At 74.4% G+C, this 25,569-nt stretch carries 28 protein-coding genes; 17 read left to right on the top strand and 11 right to left on the bottom strand.

The features are described 5' to 3' along the window. Positions 1-28 precede the first annotated feature (28 nt). Entirely contained in the window at positions 29-469 is a 441-nt protein-coding gene (locus ABD665_RS08575; RefSeq protein WP_204911358.1) for a pilus assembly protein CpaE, read from the top strand. Here the strand turns inward: ABD665_RS08575 and ABD665_RS08570 are convergent. From ABD665_RS08570 to ABD665_RS08560, 3 genes are all read right to left on the bottom strand, one after another. Next, a complete protein-coding gene (locus ABD665_RS08570; RefSeq protein WP_204911359.1) occupies positions 459-1,145 on the bottom strand; it encodes a prepilin peptidase in 687 nt (228 codons plus the stop codon). The two genes, ABD665_RS08575 and ABD665_RS08570, sit on opposite strands and share 11 nt — an antisense overlap. Before the next feature lie 27 nt (positions 1,146-1,172). Further along, positions 1,173-1,721: a hypothetical protein gene (locus tag ABD665_RS08565; RefSeq protein ID WP_204911360.1), complete on the bottom strand. Its 549-nt coding sequence runs from the start codon at positions 1,719-1,721 to the stop codon at positions 1,173-1,175. Positions 1,722-1,946: 225 nt separating this feature from the next. Further along, positions 1,947-3,356: a sunset domain-containing protein gene (locus ABD665_RS08560; RefSeq protein WP_204911361.1), complete on the bottom strand. Its 1,410-nt coding sequence runs from the start codon at positions 3,354-3,356 to the stop codon at positions 1,947-1,949. A gap of 201 nt (positions 3,357-3,557) precedes the next feature. Here ABD665_RS08560 and ABD665_RS08555 point away from each other — a divergent pair, with 201 nt between their 5' ends. Together ABD665_RS08555 and ABD665_RS08550 are read left to right on the top strand one after the other, a co-directional pair. Continuing rightward, positions 3,558-4,091 carry a peptidylprolyl isomerase gene (locus ABD665_RS08555; RefSeq protein WP_204911362.1) on the top strand — a complete coding sequence of 178 codons (534 nt, stop codon included), beginning with the start codon at positions 3,558-3,560 and terminating at the stop codon, positions 4,089-4,091. Between the two features lie 19 nt (positions 4,092-4,110). Beyond that, on the top strand, positions 4,111-4,962 hold the full coding sequence (locus tag ABD665_RS08550) for a rhomboid family intramembrane serine protease (RefSeq protein WP_204911363.1): 852 nt from the start codon (positions 4,111-4,113) through the stop codon (positions 4,960-4,962). Positions 4,963-4,995: 33 nt separating this feature from the next. Here the strand turns inward: ABD665_RS08550 and ABD665_RS08545 are convergent, their stop codons facing one another. The 4 genes from ABD665_RS08545 to ABD665_RS08530 form a co-directional block, all read right to left on the bottom strand. Beyond that, positions 4,996-5,238, bottom strand: a complete 243-nt coding sequence (locus ABD665_RS08545) for a hypothetical protein (protein ID WP_204911364.1) — start codon at positions 5,236-5,238, stop codon at positions 4,996-4,998. A 4-nt stretch (positions 5,239-5,242) separates the two neighbouring features. Next, positions 5,243-5,521, bottom strand: a complete 279-nt coding sequence (locus ABD665_RS08540; protein ID WP_204911365.1) for an Lrp/AsnC ligand binding domain-containing protein — start codon at positions 5,519-5,521, stop codon at positions 5,243-5,245. Between the two features lie 108 nt (positions 5,522-5,629). Beyond that, positions 5,630-7,384, bottom strand: coding sequence for a DEDD exonuclease domain-containing protein (locus ABD665_RS08535; protein ID WP_204911366.1), 1,755 nt, complete (start codon positions 7,382-7,384; stop codon positions 5,630-5,632). Between the two features lie 252 nt (positions 7,385-7,636). Beyond that, on the bottom strand, positions 7,637-8,485 hold the full coding sequence (locus tag ABD665_RS08530) for a methyltransferase domain-containing protein (protein ID WP_204911367.1): 849 nt from the start codon (positions 8,483-8,485) through the stop codon (positions 7,637-7,639). 144 nt (positions 8,486-8,629) lie between these two features. On the opposite strand from ABD665_RS08530, the gene ABD665_RS08525 reads away from it, so the two are divergent. From ABD665_RS08525 to ABD665_RS08500, 6 genes are all read left to right on the top strand, one after another. After that, the gene (locus ABD665_RS08525; RefSeq protein ID WP_204911368.1) at positions 8,630-8,923 is read left to right on the top strand and encodes a hypothetical protein; all 294 of its coding nucleotides are present in this window, start codon (positions 8,630-8,632) and stop codon (positions 8,921-8,923) included. A gap of 256 nt (positions 8,924-9,179) precedes the next feature. After that, positions 9,180-10,244: an NlpC/P60 family protein gene (locus tag ABD665_RS08520; protein ID WP_204911369.1), complete on the top strand. Its 1,065-nt coding sequence runs from the start codon at positions 9,180-9,182 to the stop codon at positions 10,242-10,244. A gap of 128 nt (positions 10,245-10,372) precedes the next feature. Then, positions 10,373-11,536, top strand: a complete 1,164-nt coding sequence (locus ABD665_RS08515; RefSeq protein WP_204911370.1) for a hypothetical protein — start codon at positions 10,373-10,375, stop codon at positions 11,534-11,536. 6 nt (positions 11,537-11,542) lie between these two features. Beyond that, a complete protein-coding gene (locus ABD665_RS08510; protein ID WP_204911371.1) occupies positions 11,543-12,670 on the top strand; it encodes a glycosyltransferase in 1,128 nt (375 codons plus the stop codon). A 5-nt stretch (positions 12,671-12,675) separates the two neighbouring features. Further along, positions 12,676-13,101 (top strand): SRPBCC family protein, encoded by a 426-nt coding sequence (locus ABD665_RS08505; protein ID WP_204911372.1) that lies wholly within the window; start codon positions 12,676-12,678, stop codon positions 13,099-13,101. 56 nt (positions 13,102-13,157) lie between these two features. After that, positions 13,158-14,213 carry an ROK family glucokinase gene (locus tag ABD665_RS08500; RefSeq protein WP_204913943.1) on the top strand — a complete coding sequence of 352 codons (1,056 nt, stop codon included), beginning with the start codon at positions 13,158-13,160 and terminating at the stop codon, positions 14,211-14,213. Between the two features lie 39 nt (positions 14,214-14,252). On the opposite strand, the gene ABD665_RS08495 is transcribed toward ABD665_RS08500, so the two are convergent. Further along, a complete protein-coding gene (locus tag ABD665_RS08495) occupies positions 14,253-14,744 on the bottom strand; it encodes a hypothetical protein (RefSeq protein WP_204911373.1) in 492 nt (163 codons plus the stop codon). A 22-nt stretch (positions 14,745-14,766) separates the two neighbouring features. Continuing rightward, entirely contained in the window at positions 14,767-15,570 is an 804-nt protein-coding gene (locus tag ABD665_RS08490; protein ID WP_204911374.1) for an alpha/beta fold hydrolase, read from the bottom strand. 71 nt (positions 15,571-15,641) lie between these two features. Between ABD665_RS08490 and ABD665_RS08485 the strand changes: the two genes are divergently transcribed. The 5 genes from ABD665_RS08485 (at position 15,642) to ABD665_RS08465 (ending at position 20,661) form a co-directional block, all read left to right on the top strand. Beyond that, complete coding sequence (locus ABD665_RS08485; RefSeq protein ID WP_344741813.1) at positions 15,642-16,376, top strand: lysophospholipid acyltransferase family protein; 735 nt, start codon at positions 15,642-15,644, stop codon at positions 16,374-16,376. A gap of 122 nt (positions 16,377-16,498) precedes the next feature. Next, positions 16,499-17,209 (top strand): lysophospholipid acyltransferase family protein, encoded by a 711-nt coding sequence (locus tag ABD665_RS08480; protein WP_344741965.1) that lies wholly within the window; start codon positions 16,499-16,501, stop codon positions 17,207-17,209. 282 nt (positions 17,210-17,491) lie between these two features. Beyond that, positions 17,492-18,904, top strand: a complete 1,413-nt coding sequence (locus ABD665_RS08475; protein ID WP_204911375.1) for a class II 3-deoxy-7-phosphoheptulonate synthase — start codon at positions 17,492-17,494, stop codon at positions 18,902-18,904. Between the two features lie 38 nt (positions 18,905-18,942). Beyond that, positions 18,943-19,464, top strand: a complete 522-nt coding sequence (locus tag ABD665_RS08470) for a hypothetical protein (protein WP_204911376.1) — start codon at positions 18,943-18,945, stop codon at positions 19,462-19,464. Positions 19,465-19,620: 156 nt separating this feature from the next. Continuing rightward, on the top strand, positions 19,621-20,661 hold the full coding sequence (locus ABD665_RS08465; protein WP_204911377.1) for a GntG family PLP-dependent aldolase: 1,041 nt from the start codon (positions 19,621-19,623) through the stop codon (positions 20,659-20,661). A gap of 40 nt (positions 20,662-20,701) precedes the next feature. Here ABD665_RS08465 and ABD665_RS08460 read toward each other — a convergent pair whose 3' ends face one another. Together ABD665_RS08460 and ABD665_RS08455 are read right to left on the bottom strand one after the other, a co-directional pair. Beyond that, positions 20,702-20,917, bottom strand: coding sequence for a DUF4332 domain-containing protein (locus ABD665_RS08460; RefSeq protein WP_204911378.1), 216 nt, complete (start codon positions 20,915-20,917; stop codon positions 20,702-20,704). 89 nt (positions 20,918-21,006) lie between these two features. Next, entirely contained in the window at positions 21,007-21,906 is a 900-nt protein-coding gene (locus tag ABD665_RS08455; RefSeq protein WP_204911379.1) for a bestrophin family protein, read from the bottom strand. Positions 21,907-22,065: 159 nt separating this feature from the next. Here ABD665_RS08455 and ABD665_RS08450 point away from each other — a divergent pair, with 159 nt between their 5' ends. Genes ABD665_RS08450 through ABD665_RS08440 form a run of 3 tightly spaced genes read left to right on the top strand, consistent with a single transcriptional unit; the run spans position 22,066 to position 25,500 of the window. Then, positions 22,066-22,983 carry a dihydrodipicolinate synthase family protein gene (locus ABD665_RS08450; protein ID WP_204911380.1) on the top strand — a complete coding sequence of 306 codons (918 nt, stop codon included), beginning with the start codon at positions 22,066-22,068 and terminating at the stop codon, positions 22,981-22,983. Positions 22,984-22,987: 4 nt separating this feature from the next. Continuing rightward, entirely contained in the window at positions 22,988-24,502 is a 1,515-nt protein-coding gene (locus tag ABD665_RS08445; RefSeq protein ID WP_344741806.1) for an aldehyde dehydrogenase (NADP(+)), read from the top strand. Then, positions 24,499-25,500, top strand: coding sequence for a proline racemase family protein (locus tag ABD665_RS08440; RefSeq protein ID WP_204911381.1), 1,002 nt, complete (start codon positions 24,499-24,501; stop codon positions 25,498-25,500). Before ABD665_RS08445 ends, ABD665_RS08440 begins: the two co-directional genes overlap by 4 nt. Positions 25,501-25,569 lie beyond the last annotated feature (69 nt).

Here is a 25,569-nt window from a genome sequence, read left to right as displayed (position 1 = left end):
CGGGTGGCGGGGTCCGTACGCTGGTCGGGTGATCTCACGCGACCTCGCGAGCCGGCTCGCCCCCGTCCTGGACTGGACTCCCGCCAACGGTGACCAGTTCTTCATCCCGCGGCCCGAGATCTCGGAGTCGGTCTTCAGCATCGCGGACATGGTCGTCGAGCTGATCGTGAAGAACGGCGAGTCCCGCTTCCACTTCAACGGGACCGTCGAGTGGGCCCTCGACTCCGTCGAGTCCGACGCCGTCGTGTGGCTGCCGCGCGAGGAGCAGCTGCGGACGCTGCTCGGTGACGCCTTCGTCTCCCTCGACCGGCTGGGCGACGGCTTCGTGGTCAGCGGCGCCGGCCCGGACGGCGCCTTCCACACCGAGCCGCGGCCCGACGCCAGCGACGCCTACGCCGAGGCGCTGCTCGTGGTGCTGCCGGCCCGCGGCCCGGCCGCGAGCGACGCGGTCGGCGCCCTCACCCGCTGAACGCCCGCAGCGCGCAGGCCAGGAACGCGCCCGCCAGCATCGAAGGCGCGTACGCGAAGGCACCGGGGCGCCCGCGCAGCGTGAGGACCGCCCCGACCACCGCTCCCGCCAGGCTGCCGAGGAGCAGGGTCGCGACGAGGGTCGACCAGCCGACGGCCGCACCCGCCGCACCGAGGACCGGGGCGAGCCGCACGTCACCGAACCCCAGCCCGCCGCGCGAGAGCCGCCAGAGCCCGAGGTAGAGCAGGGCGGCCGCGGCCGCCCCCACGCCGACGCGGACCAGCACCTCGACCCCGCCGAGGACGGTCGACAGCGCGGCCGCTCCGACGGCGGCCGCCCACACGACGTGGGTCAGCCGGAGCGGCAGCCAGGTGGTCCGGGCGTCCACGGCGACGAGGACCAGAGCGGGCCCGGCGAGGACCCACCAGAGCGGCCACACCGCGGGCGGCAGGGTCAGCGCGACCAGGAGCCCGGCCAGGGCCGCGAGCGCGCTGCAGGTCCCGACGAAGCGCGGCGTCGCGAGCGTCGCGTAGGGCGGCTTGCCGTCGGGCTCCGCCGGCTCGGGCAGGCGGACCAGCACCGCGCGTGCGCCCAGCAGCACCGGGAGCGCCGTCGCCAGCACCACGAGCACCACGGCCGGCAGCCCCGGCGCGGGCCAGGGGGACAGGGTCGGCACCGGGCCGATCGTACGGACGCGTCCCCGTCACGCCGCCGCCGCGACCTCGTCGAGGTCCTGGTCGTCCCGGGTGCCGGGCAGTCGCCGGGCCAGCCCCACGAGCCGGACGGCGAGCAGCCGGTTGCAGTGGGTCGCGTCGTCGAGGGCGACGAGCTCGTCCAGGGCGGAGCCGACGGCGAAGGCCACGTCGGCGATGGACCAGCCCTCGGCGCGCAGGAGGTCCAGGGAGGTGCGGGCCGGGGCGGCCGGGGCGACTCGCCACCGGAGCTCGCGCACGTCGTCGACCCGGACCAGCAGCAGGCGGCGGGCGGTCGGCGGGCTGATCCGGCGCGGCACCCGGCCCGACCGACCCTCGAGCAGGTGCCGGACCGCCCGGGTCGAGAGGCCGAGGACGACGGCCACCTCGGGCACGTCCAGCCGGCCGACGCCCATGAGGTGCTGCAGGTGCGCCCGGAACGGGCGGGCGTCGACCCACCACCGGTCCGCCTCCGCGTGCTCCCCGGTCGCTGCCGCCCGGTCCGCCTCCGTCCCCTCCAGGCCCGCCCGACCGGACCCTGCCTCCGCCTGCACCGTCATGACGTCCCCGTCCCCGTCCGGGGCCCCCGGCGGGGGCCCTCGTAGGAGAAGGCCTCCGCACGGGGCTGGATGTGACACGGGAGGTGTTGTCGCTCGGGCGCGGGTGTTGTCCGTGCCCGGGACCGGAGACGCCGACGGGCGGCCCGGAGGACCCGGACCGCCCGTCGGCGTGCTGCTGTGCTGCTGGACCGCTGTCGTCTCGCTGCGGCCCGGTGCTCCGTCCGCTCAGTGCTGCGCGCGGGTGAAGCCGGCCTTCTCGGCCGCGTCCTCCGAGTCGAACCAGACCTGGGCGATCGTGCGGCCGTAGCTGTTCGAGTCGACGGTGTGGTACTTCATCGAGCGCTCGTTGCCCTTGATGGTGTAGCCGGGGGGCGGCTCGACGCCGACGTAAACACCCGGCAGGTCGTAGCGCTCGGGGTGCTCCGCCGGCCCGCCGCCCATCTTCGTGTCCTCCTCGGCCCACACCGCGGCCTCGGGCTCCTCGTAGACGCGCTCCTCGGCCACCTGCACCTGCTCCTCGACGCGGTCGTCGCCCAGGGGCGACGCGCCGTCGGCGTCGCCGAAGGTGCCCTCGGACGAGCCGGACGTGCCCGAGGACGCCGTCGACGCGTCGGTCGCGGAGCCCTCGCCGTAGGTCCCGGACGTCTGCCCGGCCGCCGGTGCGGAGTCGGCTCCCTCGTCCACGTCGGCCACCTCGTCGATCGTCTCGTTGCGTGCCGCGACGGCGGACGCGTCGGTGTCCTCCACCGGGCTCTGAGAACCCTCGCCCGTGCCGGCCGTGCCGTAGAGCGAGGTCGTGCTCGCCACGACCTCCTCGCCGCCGGCCGTCGGGGGAGCGGTCTCCGGCGTCGGGGTGGCGACCCCGGCCTCGGCGCTCACCGGCGGCTCGTACGGCGTGCTCGGACGGGCGGCCTGCCACTGCGAACCCTTGTCGCCGACGAGGCGGCGCACGACGACGTACGTGGCGCCGGCGGCCGCGGCCACCACGGCGAGGGTGGTCAGCCAGCCTCGCTTCTTCTTCGGCGGGGCGACGACCACGGGCTGGCTCCGGGTGCTCTGCACGAGGGCCTTGCCGCGCTCGGTCGCGGCCGCGACCAGCGGGGCGGCGGAGGCGGCCGCCGTCGTGGCGGCGGCACCGACGGCCGGGAGGACGTCGCTGGTGACCCGCTCCCGGGCGCCGTCGAAGGCGTCCCTGGCGGCACCGAGCGCCGGCTCGAGCCGGTCGGCGAGGTCGAGCCCGGACTTGCGGCCCTGCTCGACCAGCAGCGTCGCGTACGGCGCGACCGCCCCGGCCGCCTGCTGGGCCAGCGGCGCCACGCGCTCGGCGGCCTGGGAGGCGTACGGGCTCACGGCGTCGGCGGCCTGCTGCGCGTAGGGCGCCACGGCGTCGCGCGTCTGCTGCGCGAACGGCGTGACCGCGTCCACCGCCTGGTGGGTGAGGGGGGCGACCTTCTCGGCGGCCGCGTGCGCCAGCGCGACCGTCTTCTCGGCCGCGGCCTGGGCGACCGGCGTGACCTGGTCGACGGCTTCCTTGGCGAGCGGTCCGACGCGCTCGGCGAACGCGGCGACGAGCTCTTCGGCGGCGGGGATGACCTTGTCGCGCACGACCTCGCCGGGGTCAGGGGTCTTGTTCACTTCTGTCTCCTCCAGACGGTGACCGGTGTCCACCAGCCGCCTGTCCAACCGTAGCGTCCGGCCTGGTCAGGCCCGAGAGACGGGCTGCGTTGGGTCGGTCTGCCAAGATGGAAGGCCAGCCGCGCGGACCTCACGAGGTTCTCGCCGGTCGTGACCGGCGTCCGGGCAGCCCGGACCCTCATCAGAAAGGTGCCCCTTCTCGTGGCCCAGCAAACGGCAACCCTGCACACCAACCACGGCGACATCGTGCTGAACCTCTTCGCGGACCAGGCGCCGAAGACGGTGGCGAACTTCGTCGGCCTGGCCGGCGGCACGCAGGAGTACCAGGACCCGCAGACGGGTGAGCGCACCACCGGCCCGTTCTACGACGGCGTCATCTTCCACCGCGTCATCGACGGCTTCATGATCCAGACCGGCGACCGTCTGGGCACCGGCACCGGCGGCCCGGGCTACACCTTCGCCGACGAGTTCCACACGGACCTCTCCTTCAACCGGCCCTACCTGCTGGCGATGGCCAACGCGGGGCCCGGAACCAACGGCTCGCAGTTCTTCATCACCGTGACGAACACGCCGCACCTGAACCGCAAGCACTCGATCTTCGGCGAGGTCGCCGACGCCCAGAGCCGCGCGGTCGTCGACGAGATCGCCAACGTGCGGACCGGCCGGGGCGACCGTCCCGTCGAGCCCGTCGTCATCGAGTCCGTGACCCTCGGCTCGGCGGACGCCACCTCCTGATGCTCCACCCGACGAGCCGATGAGCGCCGAGCCGACGGGGCCGGACTTCGCGGCCCCGGGCTTCGCCGCCTGCTACCGGCACCCGGACCGGCAGACCGGCATCGCCTGCCAGCGGTGCGGCCGTTCGATCTGCGGGGAGTGCATGAACCCGGCGTCCGTCGGGTTCCAGTGCCCGCGCTGCGTCGGGCTCGGCCGGGCGGGTGTGCGCGAGCCGCGCACCCGCTTCGGCGCCCGGGCCAACGCGGGTGCCGGGGTCGCGACCAAGGGCGTGATGGTCGCCCTGGCCGTCGTCTACGTGACGAACCTGGTCACCCGCGGGCTCGTCCTGCCGTGGCTGCTCATGTACAACCCGGGTGTGGCGAGCGGTGAGCTGTGGAGGCTCCTGACGAGCGGGCTCGTCTCGGGCGGGCTGCTCGGCCTGGTGATGAACCTGCTGGTGCTGTGGCTCGCCGGCCGTGCCATCGAGTCCGAGGTGGGGCCGGCGCGGTTCCTGGCGATCTACTTCGCGGCCACCCTCGGCGGGTCGACGCTGTTCTACCTGCTGGGGCCCGCCAACGGCTTCACGCTCGGCGCGGCCTCGGCCGTCGTCGGCCTGCTGGCGGCGAACGCCATCGGCAAGCGCAAGAGCGGCGAGGACGTGCGGGGCGACATCGGCCTCTTCGTGATCCTCGTGCTCTACAGCCTGGTGGTCGGCTTCGCCAGCTACGGCTGGCTCACGATGATCGGCGGCATCCTCGTCGGCGCGCTGGCGGGCGTCGTGCTCGCGTACGCGCCGCGTGCCAACCGCACGCCGGTCCAGGTGGTGGGTCTGCTGGCCGTCGTCGTGGCCTGCGTGGTGGCGGTCGCGCTGCCGACCTTCGTGTCCTTCTGACCCCTCGGGGTCAGAAGGTCCGCCCCCGGGCGGTCAGGCGATCGCGGACACCGAGGGCACCGGCACCGGCGTCAGCCGGGGCTGGTGCAGCAGGACGAGGGCGACGACCGTGCTGGCCACGAGCAGCGCGACGAGGACCAGCGCGGTCACGACCAGCGCCCGGGTCGGGACCCGCGGCCGACCGGTGGACAGGTCGGCCGTGAGGGGCTCGGCGCCCGGGGCGGGGTCCTCGACCTGCTCGGGTGCCTGACCCGGGACGGGGGAGTGGTCCGTCACGCGGTCAGTCGCCACCGAGGGAGAAGGCCGCCTCGAGGTCGTGCGCCGAGTAGGCGCGGAACGCGATGTGGGTCTCCGTGCGCAGGATGCCGGGCACCTTGTTCAGGCGGTCGGCGACCACGCCCGCGACCTGCTCGTGGTCGGCGACCCGGACGATCGCGACCAGGTCGAGCGCGCCGGTGACGGAGTAGACCTCCGAGACCCCGGGCAGGGCGGCGACGGCCTCCGCCACCTCGCCGATGCGCGCCACCTCGGCGTTGATGAAGACGATCGCGGTCACCACGGTCGCCATCCTAGGGTCGGGAGGGTCCGGCCCGACGCCCTGCGGGGCAGCTCCCTCCCGGCTCCTCGGTGCGCACCGTCGGACGGTGCCGGCGGGCCACCGGTCCTCCTACGCCGAGGCCAGGGCCGGCAGCGGCGCCGCCGCGCCGCCGAGCGCGTGCTGGACGAGGGTCTCGTGGTCGAGCACCGCGTGCAGCGGCCAGGCCCAGTCGCCCTCGATGTGCATCAGCCGTACGCCGGGCTGCTCGAGCCAGTCCGCGATCTGCTCGGTCTCCTCGATCCCCGCCGCCGGCAGCGGGTGCGGGGCCGGGCGCACGGTCTCGGCGGTCGCCACGGTGTCGCGCGCGACCGCCTGGGGGACGTCGTGCGGGCCGGCCACGCCGGTGCTGGCGAGGCGGCCGTAGCGGATCACGTGGATGTCCCAGCCGGCGCCCTCGCGCCGGGCGGCGACGATCTCCGGGCAGGCGGCCAGGCTCGAGACCCGGTGGAAGCGCCGGGCGGTCCGGCCGAGCGTCTCGAGCCGCCGCCGGATCGTCTCGGCCTCCTCGTAGCGCCGCTCGCCCACCAGGCGGCTCAGCCGCGCCGAGACCGCCGCCACGGCCGGGCGGGCGTCGCTGCACAGGGCGGCCCGGACGCGCTCGACCAGGGCCGAGTACTCCTCGGGCCCGACGGAGCCGTCGCACGGTGCGCAGCAGCGGCCCATGCCGGCCAGCGCGCACGCGGCCACCGGCTTCGTCGCGCTCAGCCGCGCCGTGCACTGCCGCAGCGGGAAGCCGTCGTAGATCGCGAGCACGACGTCCTCGGCCGCCTGCCGACGCTGGAAGGGCCCGAAGTACGACGCGCCGTCGTCGCGCACCCCGGTGACGATGGAGAGCCGGGGGAACGTCTCGGTCGTGATCTTGACCCACGACAGGCGGTCGGGGAACTTGGACCGGCGGTTGTAGCGCGGGGCGTGGGCGGCGATCAGCCGCAGCTCCAGCACGTCCGCCTCGAGCTGGGTCTGGCACGGGATCGTCTCGACGCCGGTGGCCAGCCGGACCATCTCGTCCATCCGCCGGCGCTTCTCGGCGGCCGTGAAGTAGGTGCGCACCCGGGCCCGCAGGTTCTTGGACTTGCCCACGTAGAGGACGTGCCGCTGGGCCTCGCCGCCGGCCGTCCCGGGGCTCGCCTCCTGCTCGGCGACGAACAGGTAGACCCCCGCCGTCTCGGGCAGGCCGGCCGCCCAGGTGCGCTTCGAGCGTCGCTGCGGGGACACCTGCCGGCTGAACTCCTGCAGGTCCTCGAGGGTGTGGACGCCGAGGTTGCCGACCCGCTCCATCAGGCCGTGCAGCACGTCGACGGTGGCCTGGGCGTCCGTGAGCGCGCGGTGGTTGGGCGTGACGGTGGTGCGGAAGTGGCGGGCGAGCGTCCCGAGCTTGCAGTTGGGCACCTCGTCGCGCAGCAGGATGACCCGCGCCAGCGTGGCCGTGTCGAGGACGGGCCAGCGCGGGTACGGGTAGCCGAGCGCCTCGCAGGCCCGGCGGAGGAAGCCGGTGTCGAAGGGCGCGTTGTGCGCGACGACCACCGTCCCCTGGGCGAAGGCGAGGAAGGCCGGCAGCACCTCGCGCAGCGTGGGGGCGCCGGCGACCATCGAGTTCGTGATGCCGGTGAGCACCGCGATGAGCGGCGGCACGTGCGTGCGCGGGTTCACCAGCGTCTGGAACTCGCCGAGCACCTCGCCGGCGCGCACCTTGACCGCGCCGATCTCGGTGATCCGGTCGGTCTCCGCGCCGCCGGTCGTCTCCAGGTCGACCACGCAGTAGGTGAGGTCCGACAGCGGGGTGCCGAGGTCGTCGAAGCTCGCCTGCGCAGCCGAGGGGGTCATGGCGCGAGACCGTACGGGCCGCCACCGACAAACTGCTCGCACACCTGTTCGAGAGGCGTGTCTGGTGTCGTCTCGTTCGCGCCCGCTGCAGGGCCTACGGCGGGGTCTTCCTCCCGCGTTCGCACGCCGCGGCGGTCGCGCGCTGGTCAAGAGGGCGACGCGACGTGCTCTCTCAGTCGTCCAGACTCCGCCCGGCCCTTCCGCTTGCCGACGCTCACGAGAAGTCGGCCGACGTCGTGGCCGGGACCCGGCTCAGGCGACCGCGAGGACCTCGCCGTGCGGCACCAGGAACCAGGCGCGCGGGTCCTGGCCGAAGGCCAGCCAGCCCTCGGCCAGGCGGCCCAGCTCGTCGCGGTCGGCGAGGCCGTGCGCGAGCGCCGAGGTGGCGAAGGAGGACGCGGTCAGGCGCTCCGCCCAGGTCCCCGTCCACCAGGCGAGGTCCTCGTCGGAGGCGTAGCACCAGACCGAGCCGGTCGCGGTGACGTCGTCGAAGCCCGCCTCCAGCGCCCAGGACTTGAGCCGCCGGCCCGCGTCGGGCTCGCCGCCGTTGGCGCGGGCGATCGCCTCGTAGAGGGCCAGCCAGCGCGTCAGCTCCTCGCTCTGCGGGAACCAGGTCATGGTCGCGTAGTCGGCGTCGCGCACCGCCACGAGACCGCCGGGGCGGCACACCCGGCGCATCTCGCGCAGCGCGGCGACGGGGTCGGCCAGGTGCTGGAGGACCTGGTGGGCGTGCACGACGTCGTACGTGTCGTCGGCGGCGTCGAGCGCGTAGACGTCGCCCGTCGCGATCCGCACGTTGTCGACGCCGCGGCTCGCGACCAGCTCCTGCGCGGCGGCCACGGCGGCGGGGGCGGGGTCGAGGCCGTCGACGCGCGCCACGTGCGCGGCGAGGTCGACCGTGATGGTCCCGGGCCCCGCGCCGACGTCCAGCAGGACGTGGTCGGGACGCAGGTGCGGCAGCAGGTAGGCCGCCGAGGTCGCGGCCGTGCGCCGGCCGTGCGCCGCGAGGACCGAGGCGTGGTGACCGTGCGAGTACGTCTCGCGCGGACCCTCCGGCGCTCCCGCGTCGGGTGCCGGCCGGTCCGCCTCGGTGCTGCTCATGCGCCGAGTCTCCCAGGAGTGTCAGTGGGCGTGGTCAGAGTGTGCGAAGGCGGGCCGGTGACGTGAGGGGACGTCACCGGCCACGCCGACCAGAGCACCGCGACAGCAGCCGGCGAGACCGGCTCGACCAGGGGAGAGACCACGATGAGCCAGCGGAGCACCCTGCACGTCGACTGCGACTCCTGCTCGGCACGGGGGCCGGCCTGCACGGACTGCGTCGTCACCGTGCTGCTCGGGATCCCGGGCCCCCGGGTCGACCTCGACGGCGACGAGCAGCAGGCGCTGTCGGCGCTCGCCGGGTCGGGGCTGGTGCCTCCGTTGCGCCTCGTCCCGACCGCCCGGCCGGTCCGGAGCGTGGCCTCGCCGGCCCCGGCGGACTGGGAGGGGCTGGACGACCGGGACATTTTTACCGGTTACGTGACGGGCTCGGAAGGTTAGGCGGGGTTTGCCAGTGACCAAACCGTGATCTAACCTGAGCGAGCCGATGCACTTGAACGGTTGACGAACCCGATGACAAGGGTGTCGATCACGCTTCGGCAACGCTGTGAATTCCCTCGCTCCAGGGGCGCCCTCCGTGAAGGTCGGGCACACTGGTAGATCGGGGCCAGGACGCATCCTGGGCACAGGACCGTTCCGGACCGTCGGCGTGCGCGCAGACGGGACCGGATGCAGTCAGACGAAGGGGTTAGACCGCGTGTTCCCACGCCTCCGCGAGACCAGAGGTGCCAGCCGAGGGCTGGCGCTCGGGCTCACGAGCCTGGCGCTCGGCGCTGCGATGTTCGTCGGCCCCGCGTCGACCGCTTCCGCGGACCCGGCCGTGACCATCGCCGAGGCGAAGGCCCAGATCGAGCAGCTCCAGGTGGACGCCGAGGCGCTCGACCAGGACTACCTCGCGGTCAAGCAGCAGGTCGACGCCTCCAAGGCCGACCTCGCCCTCAAGCAGCAGGACGCCCAGACGCAGGCCCAGAAGGTCGACGCGCTGCGCAAGCAGGTCGGCCAGGCCGCCCTCGCGCAGTTCCAGGACCGGAACGTCGACACGGCCGCCCAGCTCCTGCTCGACTCCGACACCGAGGGCTTCCTCTCCCAGGTGTCGACGATCGAGAAGGTCGGCGCCAACCAGAACAAGGTGCTGCAGGACTTCCAGCAGCAGCGCGCCAGCCTCTCCGACCTGCAGAAGTCGCGCCAGACCGACCTCGTCGCCCTGGAGAAGAAGGAGTCCGACCTCGCCGGCCTCAAGGCCGGCTCGGACAAGAAGCTCACCGAGGCCAAGGCGGTCCTGGACAAGCTGACGACCGAGCAGCAGCAGGCGCTCGCCGCCCAGGACCAGAAGCAGACCGAGGACGCCAAGACGCTCGCCGAGAGCGCGCTGGGCACCACCCCCGAGACCACCGACCCGGCCGCGAACGACGGCAGCAAGGGTCAGACGGCACTCGCCTGGGCCCGCAAGCAGCTCGGCAAGCCCTACCGCTTCGGTGCCACCGGCCCGGGCGCGTACGACTGCTCCGGTCTGACCCTCGGCGCGTGGAAGGCGGCCGGCGTCAGCCTCGACCGCACCTCGCAGGCCCAGTTCCGTGACGGCCGCGCGGTCTCTCGCGACGAGCTGCAGCCGGGCGACCTCGTCTTCTTCTACAGCGGCATCAGCCACGTCGCGCTGTACGTCGGCGACGGCATGATCATTCACGCGCCGCGTCCGGGCTCGACCGTCAAGTACGCCAAGCTCTCGACGATGCCGTTCGCCGGCGCCCGTCGCCCCGCCTGACCCTCCCGCTGCGCGCCCGGCGCTCCGTCGCCGGGCTCCTGCTCCTCCTGGTCCCGCTCGGGCTCCAGGCCTGCACCGGCCCGAGGTCGGAGCCGGCCGTCACGGCCACCCCTCCGTCCGTCGGCACGATGGACGCGGTCGACGCGCAGATGGCGGTCGACCGCCTGGTCACGGCTGCGCTGACGGGATCACGAGCTGACTGGGACACGGGCGTCGCCGCCGTCGACCCGACGTCAGCCACCCGGCTGTCCCTCCTCTTCGACAACCTCCGCGCCGTGGCGCCCGCCCGGCTCCGGCTCCGCCTGACCGGCGTCGAGCAGGAGCTCCCGGCGGCCCGTCGTGCCGTGCTCGGGCCCGACGCCCGGGCGGTGCAGGCGCGGCTCGACTGGCGGCTGCCGGGGGAGCGGGCCGACGCGACCTCCACCGTCTGGCTGACCCTCGTCCCCGGAACCACCGGTCCCCGGCTGGCCGGGACCGACGACGGCCCCCAGGGCGGGACCGACGGCGGGTCCGACGCGGGCGCTGAGCCCGACCCCGTCCCGCTGTTGTGGCTCGCGCCCACCGTCCGTGCGACCCGGGGAGACGTGACCGTCCTCGCGGGAACGGGCCAGGACGCCACGCGCTGGCTCGACCTGGCCGTGCGCGCCGCCGCCGACGCCCGCACCCACCTGCCCGAGCCGCTCCGCGGACGGTGGGACGGGCACCTGGTCGTCGAGGTGCCGGGCAGCGGCGCCGACCTCGCCCGCGTCCTCGGCGCCGCCCCCACCACGTACGCCACCACCGCCGCGGTCACCCGACCGGAGGGCCCGACGACGGACGCGGCCGTCCGGGTCGTGGTCAACCCCGCGACGGCCGCGCAGCCGGACGACGCGCTCGGGGCGACGCTCGTGCACGAGACCGTCCACGTCGCCACCCGTTCGGCCGCCTCGCCCGCCCCGCTCTGGGCGGTCGAGGGGCTGGCCGAGCACGTCGCGCTGGCGGCCCACCCCGGCCAGCGGGGTGCCGACCTCGCCGCGCTGCGCACCGGGGGAGCGCCCACCGCGCTGCCCGACGACGCGGCCTTCGCCACGGGCGGTGCGGACGTGGGAGCGGCGTACGCGCAGGCCTGGCTGCTCTGCGAGACGGTCGTGGACCGCCGGGGCGAGGACGACCTCGGCCGCTTCTACGCGGCTCTGGACACCGGGAGCCCGGTCGACGACGCCGCCCGGTCGGCGCTCGGGGTCGACGAGAGCACCCTCGTGGGCTGGTGGCGCGACGCGCTCCGCCGCGCGACCGCCGACGGCGGGGGCTGAGGCCCGGTGCCCACCACGCTCGTCGTGACCAACGACTTCCCGCCCCGGATCGGCGGCATCGAGTCCTTCGTGGCCCAGGCCTGCCGCCTCCTCGACGACGACGTCGTGGTCTACACGTCCGGCCCGCCGGGTGCGGCCGCCACCGACGCCGCCCGGGCCTACCCCGTGGTCCGCGACGGCAGCCTGCTCCAGCCCACGCCCCGGGTCGCCGCCCGGGCGGCCGACCTGCTGCGCGAGCACGGCGCCAGCCGCGTGCTCGTCGGCGCCGCGATGCCCCTGGGGCTGCTGGCCCCGGGCCTGCGCCGGGCCGGGGCCGAGGCCGTCGTCGCCCTCACCCACGGCCACGAGGTGTGGTGGGCGACGCTGCCCGGCGCCCGCACCGCGCTGCGCCGGGTCGGCGACGCGTGCGACCACCTGACGACGATCTCCGACTACACCGCCGGCCGGATCGCGCCGGCCCTGCGACCGGCCGCCCGCGCGCGGCTGCTGCGGCTCCCGCCGCTGGTCGACCCCGTCTTCCGCCCGGGGACCGGTGCCGGTCCGGCGGCCGCCACGCCCATCGTGGTGGCGGTGGGGCGGCTCGTCGTCCAGAAGGGCTTCGACGTCCTGCTCCGCGCCTGGCCGGGCGTGGTCGAGGCCCTCGGCCCCGCCCGCGCCCCGCGCCTGGTCGTGGTCGGGGACGGGCCGCAGGCGGGTGCTCTGCGCACCCTCGCGGACCGGCTCGGCGTCGCGGGCTCGGTGACCTTCACCGGCGCGCTGCCGGCCCCGGCCGTGGCCGACCGGCTCCGGGCGGCGCACGTCTTCGCCCTGCCCGTCCGCACGCGCTGGGCCGGGCTCAACCCCGAGGGTCTCGGCCTGGCCGCGCTGGAGGCGGCCGCCTGCGGCCTGCCCGTCCTCGTCGGCGACTCCGGCGGCGCGCCGGAGACGGTGCTCGACGGCGTCACCGGGCGGGTGCTCCCGACGGACGACCCGACGGCCTGGACCCGGGCGCTGCTCGAGCTGCTGGACGACCCCGCGGCCGCGGCGGCGACGGGGGAGCGGGGGCGGCGCCTGGTGCAGGAACGCTTCGGGGCGGACCGGGCCCGGACGACGCTCCGCACCGCGCTCCGCATCGGCCCCGATCCCGTACCCTGAGGCCCGTGCCAGGCCAGACGAGCTCCAGCGTCGTCATCGACGCCGAGCCCGACGAGGTCATGGCGGTGATCGCCGACTTCGCCGCGTACCCCGCCTGGGTCGACTCCCTGGAGCGGGCCACCGTCCTCAGCGAGGACGCCGGGCGCGCGGACGAGGTGGAGATGGTGCTCGCGCACCCGCTGTTCTCCGACACCTACGTGCTCGCCTACGACTGGACCCCGGCCCGGGTCTCCTGGCGCCTCGTGCGCGGCGGCCGCCTGACCGCCATGGACGGCTCGTACGTCCTGGCCGGCGGGAGCGGGCGTACGGACGTCACCTACACCCTGGCCGTCGACACCTCCCTGCCCATGATCGGGCTGCTGCGCCGCAAGGCGGAGAAGACGATCGTGGACGGCGCCCTCCGTGGGCTCAAGCGCCGGGTCGAAGGCTGAGCGGCACGAGGCCGGCCGGCGTCCGGCAGCCGCGACCGCGTCCGCTCCCCGAGCGGCTGAGCGTCGGCGTCGACATCGGCGGCACGAAGGTGGCCGCCGGCGTCGTCGACGAGGCCGGGCGGGTCCTGGAGCGTTCGCAGGTCCCCACGCCCTCCCACGACCCCAAGGCCGTCGAGGACGCGATCGTGGACGCGGTGGAGCGCCTGCGCGAGCGGCACCGCGTGGAGGCCGTCGGCATCGGCGCCGCGGGCTGGGTCGACAACACGCAGTCGGTGGTCCGCTTCAGCCCGCACCTGGCGTGGCGCGACGAACCCCTCCGGGCCGCGCTGGCGCAGCGGATCAACCTCCCGACCATCGTCGACAACGACGCGAACGCGGCGGCCTGGGCGGAGTACCGCTTCGGCGCCGGCGCGGGGTCGTCGGTGATGGTCTGCCTGACGCTCGGCACCGGCATCGGCGGCGGCCTGGTGATCAACGGCGAGCTGTTCCGGGGCACGTACGGGATGGCTGGCGAGTGGGGCCACATGACCAAGGTGCCCGGCGGGCACTGGTGCGAGTGCGGCAACCGCGGCTGCTGGGAGCAGTACGCCTCGGGCAACGCCCTCGTCCGCGAGGCCCGGGCGCTGCTCGCCTCGGACGGCCCCGGCGCGGACACGCTGCGGACGTCGCTCGGCGTCGTGCCCGAGGCCGTCAGCGGCCCGCACGTCACGGCGGCCGCGATGGCCGGTGACCCGGTGGCCGTCGCCCTGCTGGCCGACGTCGGGACCTGGCTCGGCCTCGGGATCGCCGACGTCGTCGCCGGGCTCGACCCCGAGGTCGTCGTGATCGGGGGCGGCGTCAGCGCCGCCGGCGAGCTGCTCGTCGGCCCGGCGCGGGAGGCCTTCCAGGCGACCCTGTCGGGACGGGGCTTCCGGGCGTACGCGCGGCTCGAGCTCGCCCGGTTCCGGAACGACGCCGGGCTGGTCGGCGCGGCGGACCTGGCCCGTCGGGCGCTGCAGGAGCCGCCGAACTCGGCTCGTTCGGGCTTCTGGCCACGGCGCAAGCGGCGCAGCAAGCGTGCGGAGCGGCGGGGTGGCGAGCTCCGCGCCCGGCGTCGCGAGCTCAGCGCCTGAGCGGACCCTTCCGGGCCCGTGGGGCGGGGGAGAGCAGGTTCAGAGGACGGCGCCGTCGCCCGCGTCGGGCGGACGGTGGCGCGGCAGCTGGGTGAGCAGCACGACCGCGCCGACGATGAAGCCCGTCACGGCGAGCCAGCCGAGCCACGCAGGCAGGTTCAGCCCGAACCCGGCGGCCAGCACGACGACCGCCGCGAACAGCACGCCGGTCCAGCCGACGAGCGCGGGTGCGCCCGGGCGGGCCAGGGGCGGCAGCGGGTCGGGCACGTAGCGGTCGTCGCCCGCGGGGGGCGGCGGGGGCGTCCAGGAGCGCACGCCCGGCGCGACCGGCGGCTCCGGACGGCTGGGCAGGACGAAGGTCTCGGCGGGTTCCGCGGTCTCGCTGCGGCCCTCGTCGGTGGTGGTGAGCTCGGACGTCAGCTCGAGCGTGCGCCGCGGCTCGTCCGGGCGGTCGGCGGTGAGGTGGTAACCCGCCACCAGCTCGGCGAAGGCGCGGTCGATCGCCTCGCGGTCGTCGTCCCGCTCCGCCATAGGTGACTCTCTCCCCGGGCTCCTACGAGCTTCGTCCCCCGGCCAGGCGGGCGAAGAGCTCGACGCTGCCGTCGAAGACCAGCGGCGCCTCGTGGTCGAGCGTAGCCACATGGTAGCTGCGCTCGAGCACCACGAAGGTCCGGTCCGGCGAGGTCGTGGCCTCCGAGATCAGCGCGACCGACGACGGGTCGGCGACGTGGTCCTGGCGCGATCGGTAGACGAGCAGCGGCGTACGGACGAGCGGCAGGTCGCGCCGCACCGCCGCCCACAGGTGGCTCTGGGAGTAGAGGGCGTGCAGGGGCGTGCGGTCGTAGCCGCCCTCGTCGGCGCCCGGCTTGGCCACGTCCCCGGCGATGCCGCCCAGCGACGGCGTCAGCAGGCGCAGCCAGCGGAGCACCCGGACCCGCGGGTCGACGATGTTGATGACCGGGTTGACCAGGACGAGCCCGCGGACCAGGTCCGGGTGCCGCTGCGCGAGCCGCAGCGCGAGCGCGCCGCCCATCGACAGCCCGCCGATCCCGACCGGGCGGCCCGTCGCGTCGGCGAGGCGCAGCAGCGCACGCTCGGCGGCCGCGTACCAGTCGGGCCAGCCGGTGACGTTCAGCTCGCGCCAGCTCGTCCCGTGCCCGGGCAGCCGCGGCAGCTCCACCCGGAACCCGTGCGCCGCCAGGTGCTCGGCCCACGGCCGCATCGAGCGCGGTGACCCGGAGAAGCCGTGCACGACCAGGACGGGCGACCCGTCCTCGGGGCCACCGGCGAACGGGGCGGCCCGCGGGTCCAGCCCGGCGGCCTGCGGGGCACGCGCGAGGCGCTCGGCGACGTCCATGCGCGCATGCTCCCACTAGGGTGCGTCCAGGCCCGCGCCGCCGTACGGCCCGCGGTGACGAGGAGGTCGCCTTGTCCTACTACACGTTCTTCAAGCGTGCGCTCTTCAAGCCGCTCGTCCAGGTGCTCATGCGGCCCCGGCTCGAGGGCACGGAGCGGGTGCCCCTCTCGGGCGGCGCGCTGGTCGCCGGGAACCACGTCTCCGGCTGGGACACGCTGGTGATCCCCGCGATGCTGCCGCGGCAGATGACGTTCCCGGCCAAGGCCGAGCTGTTCGTGAGCCGTGGACCGGTCTCGCGCGTGGTGGCCTGGTTCGTGACGGTCGTCGGCATCCTGCCCATGGACCGCTCCGGCGGACGCGCCAGCGCCTCGAGCATGGACGTCGTGCTGGACGCGCTGCGCGCCGGCAAGGTCGTCGGCATCTTCCCCGAGGGCACGCGCTCGCCGGACGGGCGGCTCTACCGCGGCCGCACCGGCGTGGCGCGCCTGGCCCTGGCCACCGGCGTACCGGTCATCCCCGTCGGCGTGCAGCACACCCACCCGCCGAGCTGGCGCCGTTCGGTGGTCCGCTTCGGCGAGCCGCTCGACTTCAGCGCCTACGCCGGCGCGGGCAACGACCGCGACGTGCTGCGCCACGTCACCGACGAGGTGATGGCGGCGATCCAGGCCCTGAGCGGCCAGCCCTACGTCGAGGTCTACGCCAGCGGGGTCAAGGCCGCGCTCCGCGAGGGCCGCGAGGTCGAGGCCGTGGAGGTCGAACGGCCCGGGCTCGGGCGCACCGCGCCCCCGCTGCCGCACCGCCCGTGAGGCCCCCGCGGCGTGACCCGGGCGCGGCGCCGGGCCCGACCGACGTCGTCTCGATCGACGCCTCGGGCACGCTCAGCGTCGCCAGCGCCGACGGCAACCGTCCCGGGCGCGGCGTCTACTGGGTGCTGCGGCACGTCGTCCTCGGCCCGGTCGTCAACCGGCTGTTCCGTCCGATCGAGGAGGGCGCGGACCGCGTGCCGACCGAGGGCGGCGCGATCCTGGCGAGCAACCACCTCTCGTACGCCGACTGGCTCTTCACCCCCCTGGCGCTGAACCGCCGGGTGACGTTCGTGGCCAAGTCCGACTACTTCACCGGCGTCGGCATCAAGGGCTGGGCGCAGAAGCGCTTCTTCGCCGGGACCGGCCAGGTCCCGGTCGACCGCAGCGGCGGACGGGCGAGCGAGGGCGCGATCCGAGCCGGGCTGCAGGTGCTCGAGCGCGGGGAGCTGTTCGGCATCTACCCGGAGGGCACCCGCAGCCACGACGGGCGGCTCTACAAGGGCCGGACGGGCGTCGCCCGGCTGGCGCTGCTGTCGGGCGTGCCGGTGATCCCGACGGCCGTGATCGGCACCGACGTGATCGCCCCGCCCGGCAAGATCATCAAGCGTGTGGTCAGCCCGACCGTGCGGTTCGGGGAGCCGCTCGACTTCTCCCGCTACGCGGGCATGGAGGACGACAGGTTCGTCCTGCGATCGATCACCGACGAGATCATGTACGCGATCATGGAGCTCTCGGGCCAGGAGTACGTCGACCTGTACGCCCCGGTGGCCAAGGAGCTCGCCGCCAAGGAGGCCAAGGCCGCCGAGCTCGACGAGGTCAGCCCCCAGACCTAGGGCGTCATCGAGGCGCCGACCCGTCCCGGGCCCTTCGACGAGCTCAGGGGGCGTAGGCCGCAACGCCCCCTGAGGCTGTCGAAGGGCCTCGAAGAGGTCGGCGTTCGTGGTGGCCGGTGGCGCCGACCCGTCCCGGGCCCTTCGACGAGCTCAGGGCGCGTAGGCCGGAACGCCCCCTGAGCCTGTCGAAGGGCCTCGAAGAGGTCGGCGTTCGTGGTGGGGGCGTTCTCAGCGTCGTGGAAACCGGGGAGGCCCACCCACGCGCTCCCGTACGCTTGCGGGATGTCCGAGACGGTCCAGGCCCGACTGACCGAGGCGGGTGTGCCCTCCCTCACGGAGCTGCACGCCCTCGACGCCCGGCAGCAGCCGACCTATCGCGACCCGGCCGCGCTCGGGGACGTGGTCGACCGGCTCCGGGTCCTGCCGCCGCTGGTGTTCGCGGCGGAGTGCGACTCGCTGCGGGCCAAGATGGCCAGCGTCGCCGCCGGCGAGGCGTTCTTCCTGCAGGGCGGCGACTGCGCCGAGACGTTCGCCGGCGTGACCGCGCAGAACATCTCCGGCAAGCTCCGCACCCTGCTCTCCATGGCCGTCGTGCTGACGTACGCCGCCCAGGTCCCGATCGTCAAGGTCGGTCGGATGGCCGGCCAGTACGCCAAGCCGCGCAGCTCCGACGACGAGACCCGCGGCGGCGTGACGCTGCCGGCCTACCGCGGCGACGCCGTCAACGGCTTCGACTTCACCGAAGCGTCACGGATCCCGGACCCGGAGCGGCTGCTCGGGGTCTACCACGCGTCCGCGGCCACGCTGAACCTCACCCGCGCCTTCATGACCGGCGGCTTCGCCCACCTGCGCAGCGTGCACAGCTGGAACGCCGACTTCGTCCAGTCGGCCGCCGGTGTGCAGTACCAGCAGCTGGCCGACGACATCGACCGCGCGCTGGCCTTCATGGTGGCCTGCGGGATCGACGAGGACACGTTCCGGACCGTCGACTTCTACTCCAGCCACGAGGCGCTGCTGCTCGAGTACGAGCACGCGCTCACCCGCGTCGACTCCCGCACGGGCAACCCGTACGGCACGTCGGGCCACTTCCTCTGGATCGGCGAGCGGACGCGGCAGCTCGAGGGCCCGCACGTCGAGCTCATGCGCAACGTCCACAACCCGATCGGCATCAAGCTCGGCCCGTCGACGACGGCGGACGTCGCCCTGGCTCTGGCCGACCGGATCGACCCCGACCACGTCGACGGCCGGATCACCTTCATCACCCGGATGGGCGCGGGCAAGATCCGCGAGGTCCTGCCCGAGCTGGTCGCCAAGGTCACCGCGAGCGGCCGCCGCGTCGCCTGGGTGTCGGACCCGATGCACGGCAACACCTTCGAGTCGCGCAACGGCTACAAGACGCGGGCCTTCTCCGACGTGATGGACGAGCTGAACGGCTTCTTCGACGTCCACGAGGAGCTCGGCACCTGGCCCGGCGGCGTGCACGTCGAGCTGACGGGCGACGACGTGACGGAGTGCGTGGGCGGCAGCGACGAGATCGTCGAGGCCGACCTGGTCAACCGCTACGAGACGCTGTGCGACCCCCGGCTCAACCGGAACCAGAGCCTCGAGCTCGCGTTCCTGGTCGCCGAACGCCTCACCTCGGGCCGCATCAAGCGGACGAACCCGGTGCAGGCGTACGCCCCCGTCTCGCTCTGAGTAGTGCCCCGCAGGGGCCGGCGTGACACTGTGGAGGCGTGACCAAAGCCAAGACCGCGCCCGTGATCGACCAGAAGACCGAGTCCGAGACCCTCTACAAGACCACCGACGGGCTGCGCATCCACCTGCGCGGCTGCCCCCACATCGCCGGTCTCGAGGTCGAGCCGGTCGCCCCGGGCGACACGTCCGTGCCGGTCTGCCGCTGGACGCGCGCGGAGCTCGACGGCGTGGGCCGGATCCCGCAGAAGACGCTGGACGGCGCGCTGCGTGAGTTCGGGGCCAACCCGGAGGTGCGCCCGCGCCTCATCAAGCTGCTCAAGGGCCTCAAGTGGGACAAGGTCTACCTTCCGCAGAGCCGCTCCTTCGTCGCGCTGTCGCTGGAGGACCACCCGGTCGCCTGGGCCGGCAAGACGTACGTCCAGATCGGCGAGGAGTTCGTGCCGCTCGAGGAGTACCAGGTCGGCGTCGGCGGCGGCGCCTTCGTCAGCGAGCTGTGGGGCGAGCCGTGCCCCGAGTGCTTCATGCAGCGCTCGATGAACGGCACCTGCACCTGCGACTAGGGCCTCTGCCCTCGCACCACCAGAAAGTGGTCGGTCCGAGCCACCGGGAGACCCGGATCCGGCTCCGGACCGACCACTTCCCGGTTCCGGGAGGCTGCTGCCGGGCGGAGATGGACGGGCCGGGCTCGTCGCCCGGGCGTGGCTAGGGTCGGGGACGTGATCGACCTGCGCTCCGACACCGTCACCGTCCCGACCGCCGCGATGCGCGAGGCCATGGCCTCCGCGCCGGTGGGGGACGACGTCTACGACGAGGACCCCACGATCCACGCGCTCGAGGAGCGGGCCGCGGAGATGCTGGGCCACGAGGCCGGGCTCTACTGCGCGACCGGGTCCATGACCAACGTCCTCGGGGTCTGGCTGCACGTCGCGCCCGGCACCGAGGTGCTCTGCGACGTGAACGCGCACGTCGCCCGCGCGGAGATGGGCGCCCACGGCGCCCTCACCGGCGTCACGATGCGGACCTGGCCCTCGGTCAACGGTCGGCTGGACTCGGCCGAGGTCGCGGCGATCGTCTCGCCCGACGCCGGCCCCTACCTCGTGTCGACGGCCTGCGTCGCCGTGGAGAACACGCACAACTTCGGCGGCGGCACCGTCCAGCCGCTCGACCAGCTGCAGGCGACCGCGGACCTGTGCCGCGACCTCGGGATCGCCTTCCACCTCGACGGCGCCCGGCTGCCGAACGCGGCGGTCGCGACCGGCATCCCGCTGGAGACGTACGGGCGGCTCTTCGACACCGTGAGCCTGTGCCTGTCGAAGGGCCTGGGCGCCCCGGTGGGCTCGGTGCTCGTGGGTCCCGCGGCCGACATCGCCCGTGCCCGCGTGCAGCGCAAGCGGCTCGGCGGGGGCTGGCGCCAGGCCGGCATCCTCGCCGCGGCGGGCCTCTACGCCCTCGAGCACCACGTGGACCGGCTCGCGGAGGACCACGCCGCCGCCAGGGCGCTGGCCGAGGCCGCCGCCGCGGGCGCGCCGGAGGCCATCGACCCGGCCGCCGTGGAGACGAACATCGTGGCGCTCGACACCGGCGACGTCGCGGCGACCCAGGTGGTGGCCGCGGCGGCCGCGCAGGGCGTCCGCGTCGGCACGGTCGGCACGCGCACGGTCCGCGCGGTGACCCACCTCGACGTCACGCTCGAGGAGGCCCGTACGGCGGGTCAGGTCCTGGGCGACGTCCTCGCCGCGGTTCGCCGGGCGGCCTGAGCCGGAGCCGTCCCGCCCGTGGCGGGACGGCCGGTCACGCTCAGCCCTGGAGCGTCTTGGCCTCGTCGATCCAGGCGCCGACCTGCTTCTCGGACACCCCGATGACGCGGCCGTGCCGGTCGAGGATCATCTGGGTCAGCGAGGCCGGGTTGCGGTGGCTGAGCTCCTTGATGGAGTCGACGCCGATGCTCTCGAGCATCTCGGTGTGCTTCGGGCCGATGCCCTTGAGCTTGTAGAGGTCGTTCTCCATCGCCATGGTCGTCTGTGCTCCTCGTCGGCCAGCCCCTCTGGCCCTGCGCGAAATCTAGGCCTCGGGGCGGGCGGTGTCGACGGTGGGTCGCAGGCTCAGTAGAGGACCTCGGCGACCGGCTCGACCGGCCGCGGCGGCTCGTCGCCGAGCATCTGGGTCAGGTCGATCTCGACGGTCCGGCTGATGGTCGTCATGGGGACGTCGTAGACGCCGTCGGCGAAGGGGTTCGCGAGCTGGTCGCCGATCTGCACGGCCAGCAGGAACATCAGGCCGACGAGCCCGGAGCCGAGCGGCGTGAGCCAGCCGAGGTCCTCGACCACGGCGAAGGGCAGGATCACGCAGAACAGCCGGGAGAAGAACCGCGGCAGGAAGCGGTACTGGACCGGCAGCGGCGTGTTCTTGATCCGCTCGAGGCCGCCCTGGGCGTCGGTCAGCGCGACCAGCGCGGCCTCCAGCTCCAGGCGCGACAGCTCGCCGACCATCCCGCGGCGGTGGGCCTCGCTCAGCAGCCGGTCGGTGTCGAGGAGCACGGCGGTCTGCCGGTTGGTCGCCCGCTCGACGTGCGCGAGGCGGTCCGGCCCGAGGAACGTGCCCGCCTCCTCCGGCAGCGGCTGCCCGCGCAGGGCGGTGCGCAGGACGTGGACGTACGCGACCTGGTTGCGGACCACCTGGGCGGCGAGCCCGGGCCTCGCACCCGGGACGTCCTCGTCGAGCAGGACGAGCGCCTGCCGCGCGAGGCTCCGCGAGGAGTTCACGACCTGGCCCCACAGCGTCCGCGCCTCCCACCAGCGCCCGTACGCGGCGTTGACCATGAAGCCGACGAAGAGCGCGATCACCGTGCCGAACAGGGTGAACTGGATGTCGATCGCCTCGAAGTGCGTCGTCGCGTTGAGGTAGAGGACCGTGACGAGCACGTCCCAGACCAGCAGGGCGGCGACCGACGCGGCCAGGCCGCGCCAGGCGCGCAGGGGCAGCTGCTTCTCGTTCAGGATCACGGGGCGTCCTCGGGGGTCGGGCGACGGGTGACGCGACCCCTCGTCGGGCACGCTGGACACCCATTCTCGTCGGTGCGGTCCAGGGGAGGACCGTCGTCCGACTTGCCAAGGGCTAGTGCAATTGCATATGGTACTGATCACCGAGAGAGGATGGTCCCCATGGCCGAGTCCGCAACGCCCACGAGCACCCCCTGGCGCGGTGTCTACACCGCGACCGCGCTGCCCTTCCACGACGACCTGAGCGTCGACTACGACGCCTTCGGCGAGCACGTCGCGTGGCTCGCCGCGTACGGCACCCACGGGGTCGCGCCGAACGGCTCGCTGGGGGAGTACCAGACGCTCTCGGACGACGAGCGGGCCAAGGTCGTCGAGACCGCCGTCCAGGCCAGCCCCGAGGGCTTCGGCGTCATGGCCGGTTGCGGCGCCTACGGCACCCTGCAGAGCGTCCGCTGGATCGAGCAGGCGCAGAAGGCCGGGGCCAGCTCCGTGCTGCTGCTCCCGCCGAACACCTACCGCGCCGACGCCGACACCGTCCTGCGCCACTACCGCGAGGCAGCCAAGGTCGGGCTCCCGATCGTCGCCTACAACAACCCGTACGACACCAAGGTCGACCTGCTGCCGTCCGTGCTCGCGCAGCTGCACGCCGAGGGCCTGATCGTGGCGGTCAAGGAGTTCACCGGCGACGTGCGCCGCGCGTACGAGATCGCCGAGCTGGCCCCCGACCTCGACCTGATCGTCGGCTCCGACGACGTGCTGCTCGAGCTCGGCGTGGCCGGTGCCGTCGGCTGGGTCGCGGGCTACCCGAACGCGATCCCGCAGTCGACGCTCGAGCTCTACGAGCTGGTCACCTCCGGCGACCCCGCCGACCTCGCCCGCGCGCTGCCCATCTACCGCGACCTGCACTCGCTGCTGCGCTGGGACTCCAAGACCGAGTTCGTCCAGGCGATCAAGCTCTCGATGGACGTCGCCGGCCGCAAGGGCGGCGTCTGCCGCCCGCCGCGCGCCGCGCTGCCGACCGAGATCCACGACCGCGTGGTGGCCGACACCGAAGCCGCCCTGGCCAAGGGCTACAAGTAGTCAGGTGAGCACACTGAGCAGCACCGTCCAGATCACCGCCACGTCACCGGCGCCCGCCGAGACCGCGCTGGACGCCGTCCCCGAGCTCGTCGCCGCCGCCGTGGCGGCGGGGCAGCGCTGGGCGGCGACCTCCCGGGCCGACCGTGCGGGCGTCCTCGACGCCGTCGCGGACGCCCTCGACGCGGCCGGGGACGACCTCGTGCCGCTCGCGATGGCGGAGTCGCACCTGCCCGAGGGTCGGCTCCGCGGCGAGCTGCAGCGCACCACCTTCCAGCTGCGGCTGTTCGGCGAGGTGCTGCGCGAGGGCGCCTACCTGGACGTCCGCGTCGACCACGCCGACCCGGCGTGGCCGATGGGCGCCCCGCGACCGGACCTGCGGCGGACGCAGGTGCCGCTGGGCCCGGTCGTCGTCTTCGCCGCGGTGAACTTCCCGTTCGCCTTCAGCGTCGCCGGCGGGGACACCGCCTCGGCGCTGGCCGCGGGCTGCCCGGTGCTGCTCAAGGCCCACCCGGGCCACCTGCGGCTGTCCGTCGCCACCGCGGACGTCGTCCGTGGGGCACTGACCGCCGCGGGCGCCCCGGACGACCTCTTCACGCTCCTCGTGGGCGACGAGGCCGGCCGGGCCGCGCTGACCGACCCCGGGGTGCAGGCCGGCGCCTTCACCGGCTCCACCGTCGGCGGGCGCACCCTGTTCGACCTGGCCACGTCCCGGCCCGTCCCGATCCCCTTCTTCGGCGAGCTCGGCAGCGTGAACCCGGTGTTCGTCACCCGGGCCGCCGCCGAGGCGCGCGGGCCGGAGATCGCGAGCCAGGCCGTCGCCTCGTTCACCCTCGGCGTCGGGCAGTTCTGCACCAAGCCGGGCGTGCTGCTCGTGCCGGAGGGCTCCTCGGTGCTCGAGGCCCTGCGCACGGCCGAGCTGCCGGGCGCGGCGCCGATGCTGTCGGATCGGATGGTGTCCGGCCACAACCGCGTACGCCACGAGCTCGAGGAGCTGCCGCACGTCAGCGTGCTGGCCCGTTCCGCCGACGGCGAGGACGCGACGCCCGGGCCGACCGTGCTGCTCACCGACGTGGCGAGCCTGCTGGCCGACGTCGAGGAGCTGTTCCGGGAGTGCTTCGGCCCGACCCTGCTCGTCGCGACGTACGCCGGCGAGGCCGACCTGCTCGCCCTCGCGCAGGCGATCGACGGGCAGCTGACGGCGTCGGTGTTCGGTGAGGAGTCCGACGTGCCGGCGCTGGGCGAGCTCGTCACGGTGCTGGGGACCAAGGCCGGCCGCCTGCTCTGGAACGGCTGGCCCACCGGCGTCAGCGTCACGTACGCCCAGCAGCACGGCGGGCCCTACCCGGCGACGACCGCCCCCTCGACCACCTCGGTCGGCACGGCGGCGATCGACCGGTTCCTGCGCCCGGTCGCCTTCCAGGGCTTCCCGCAGGCGCTGCTGCCGGCCGAGCTGCGCGACGCCGCCGCGCTGCCCACGCGCGTGGACGGAACCCTCCAGCGGCCCGGGGCGACCGCGTGAGGGCCAGCCGGGTCTTCTCGGCGGTCGACTCCCACACGGAGGGCATGCCGACCCGCGTGATCACCGGCGGGTTCGGGGTCATCCCGGGCGCGAGCATGGCCGAGCGGCGCCTGTGGTTCATGGAGCACAGCGACGACCTGCGCACACTGCTGATGTGCGAGCCGCGCGGGCACGGGTCGATGAGCGGCGCGATCCTGCAGCCGCCGACCCGGCCCGACGCGGACTGGGGCGTGCTGTTCATCGAGGTGTCCGGCCTGCTGCCGATGTGCGGGCACGGGACGATGGGGGTCGCGACCGTGCTGGTCGAGACCGGCATGGTGCCGGTCGTCGAGCCCGTCACGACCATCCGCCTCGAGGTGCCCGCCGGGCTCGTCGTGGCCAAGGTCGCCGTGACCGACGGGCACGCCACCTCGGTCACGCTGGAGATGGTGCCGTCGTTCAACCTCGGGCTGGACCGCGTCGTCTCCGTCCCCGGCTACGGCGACGTCACGTACGACATCGCGTACGGCGGCAACTTCTACGCCGTCGTGCAGCTCGAGTCTCTCGGGCTGCCCTTCGAGCACGCGGCCAAGAACAGGCTGCTCGACGCGGGCCTGGCGATCATGGCCGCGATCGACGAGCAGGACCGGCCGGTGCACCCGCTGCAGGCGGACATCAACGGCTGCCACCACGTCTACCTGGCCGCGCCCGGTTCGACGGCGCAGCACTCGCGGCACGCGATGGCGATCTACCCGGGCTGGTTCGACCGCTCGCCCTGCGGCACCGGCACGTGCGGCCGGATGGCGCAGCTGCACGCCCGCGGCGAGCTGGCCATCGGCGACGAGTTCGTCAACGAGTCGTTCATCGGCTCGCGCTTCACCGGCCGGCTGCTCGGCGAGACCACGGTCGGCGAGCTGCCCGCCGTCCTCCCGAGCATCACCGGCCGCGCCTGGGTCACCGGCATGGGCCAGTACCTCCTCGACCCCACCGACCCCTTCCCCGCCGGCTTCACCCTGTGACCTCGGCTGCGCTCCCGGCGGCATCCGGAGTTTCACGTTTACGTGAAACACCCATGCTCACCACGGCAG

This window comes from Microlunatus spumicola (assembly GCF_039536445.1).
GTDB lineage: Bacteria > Actinomycetota > Actinomycetes > Propionibacteriales > Propionibacteriaceae > Microlunatus > Microlunatus spumicola.
Note: the sequence above shows the minus strand (reverse complement) of the source record. Positions and strands in the feature narration are given on the sequence as shown.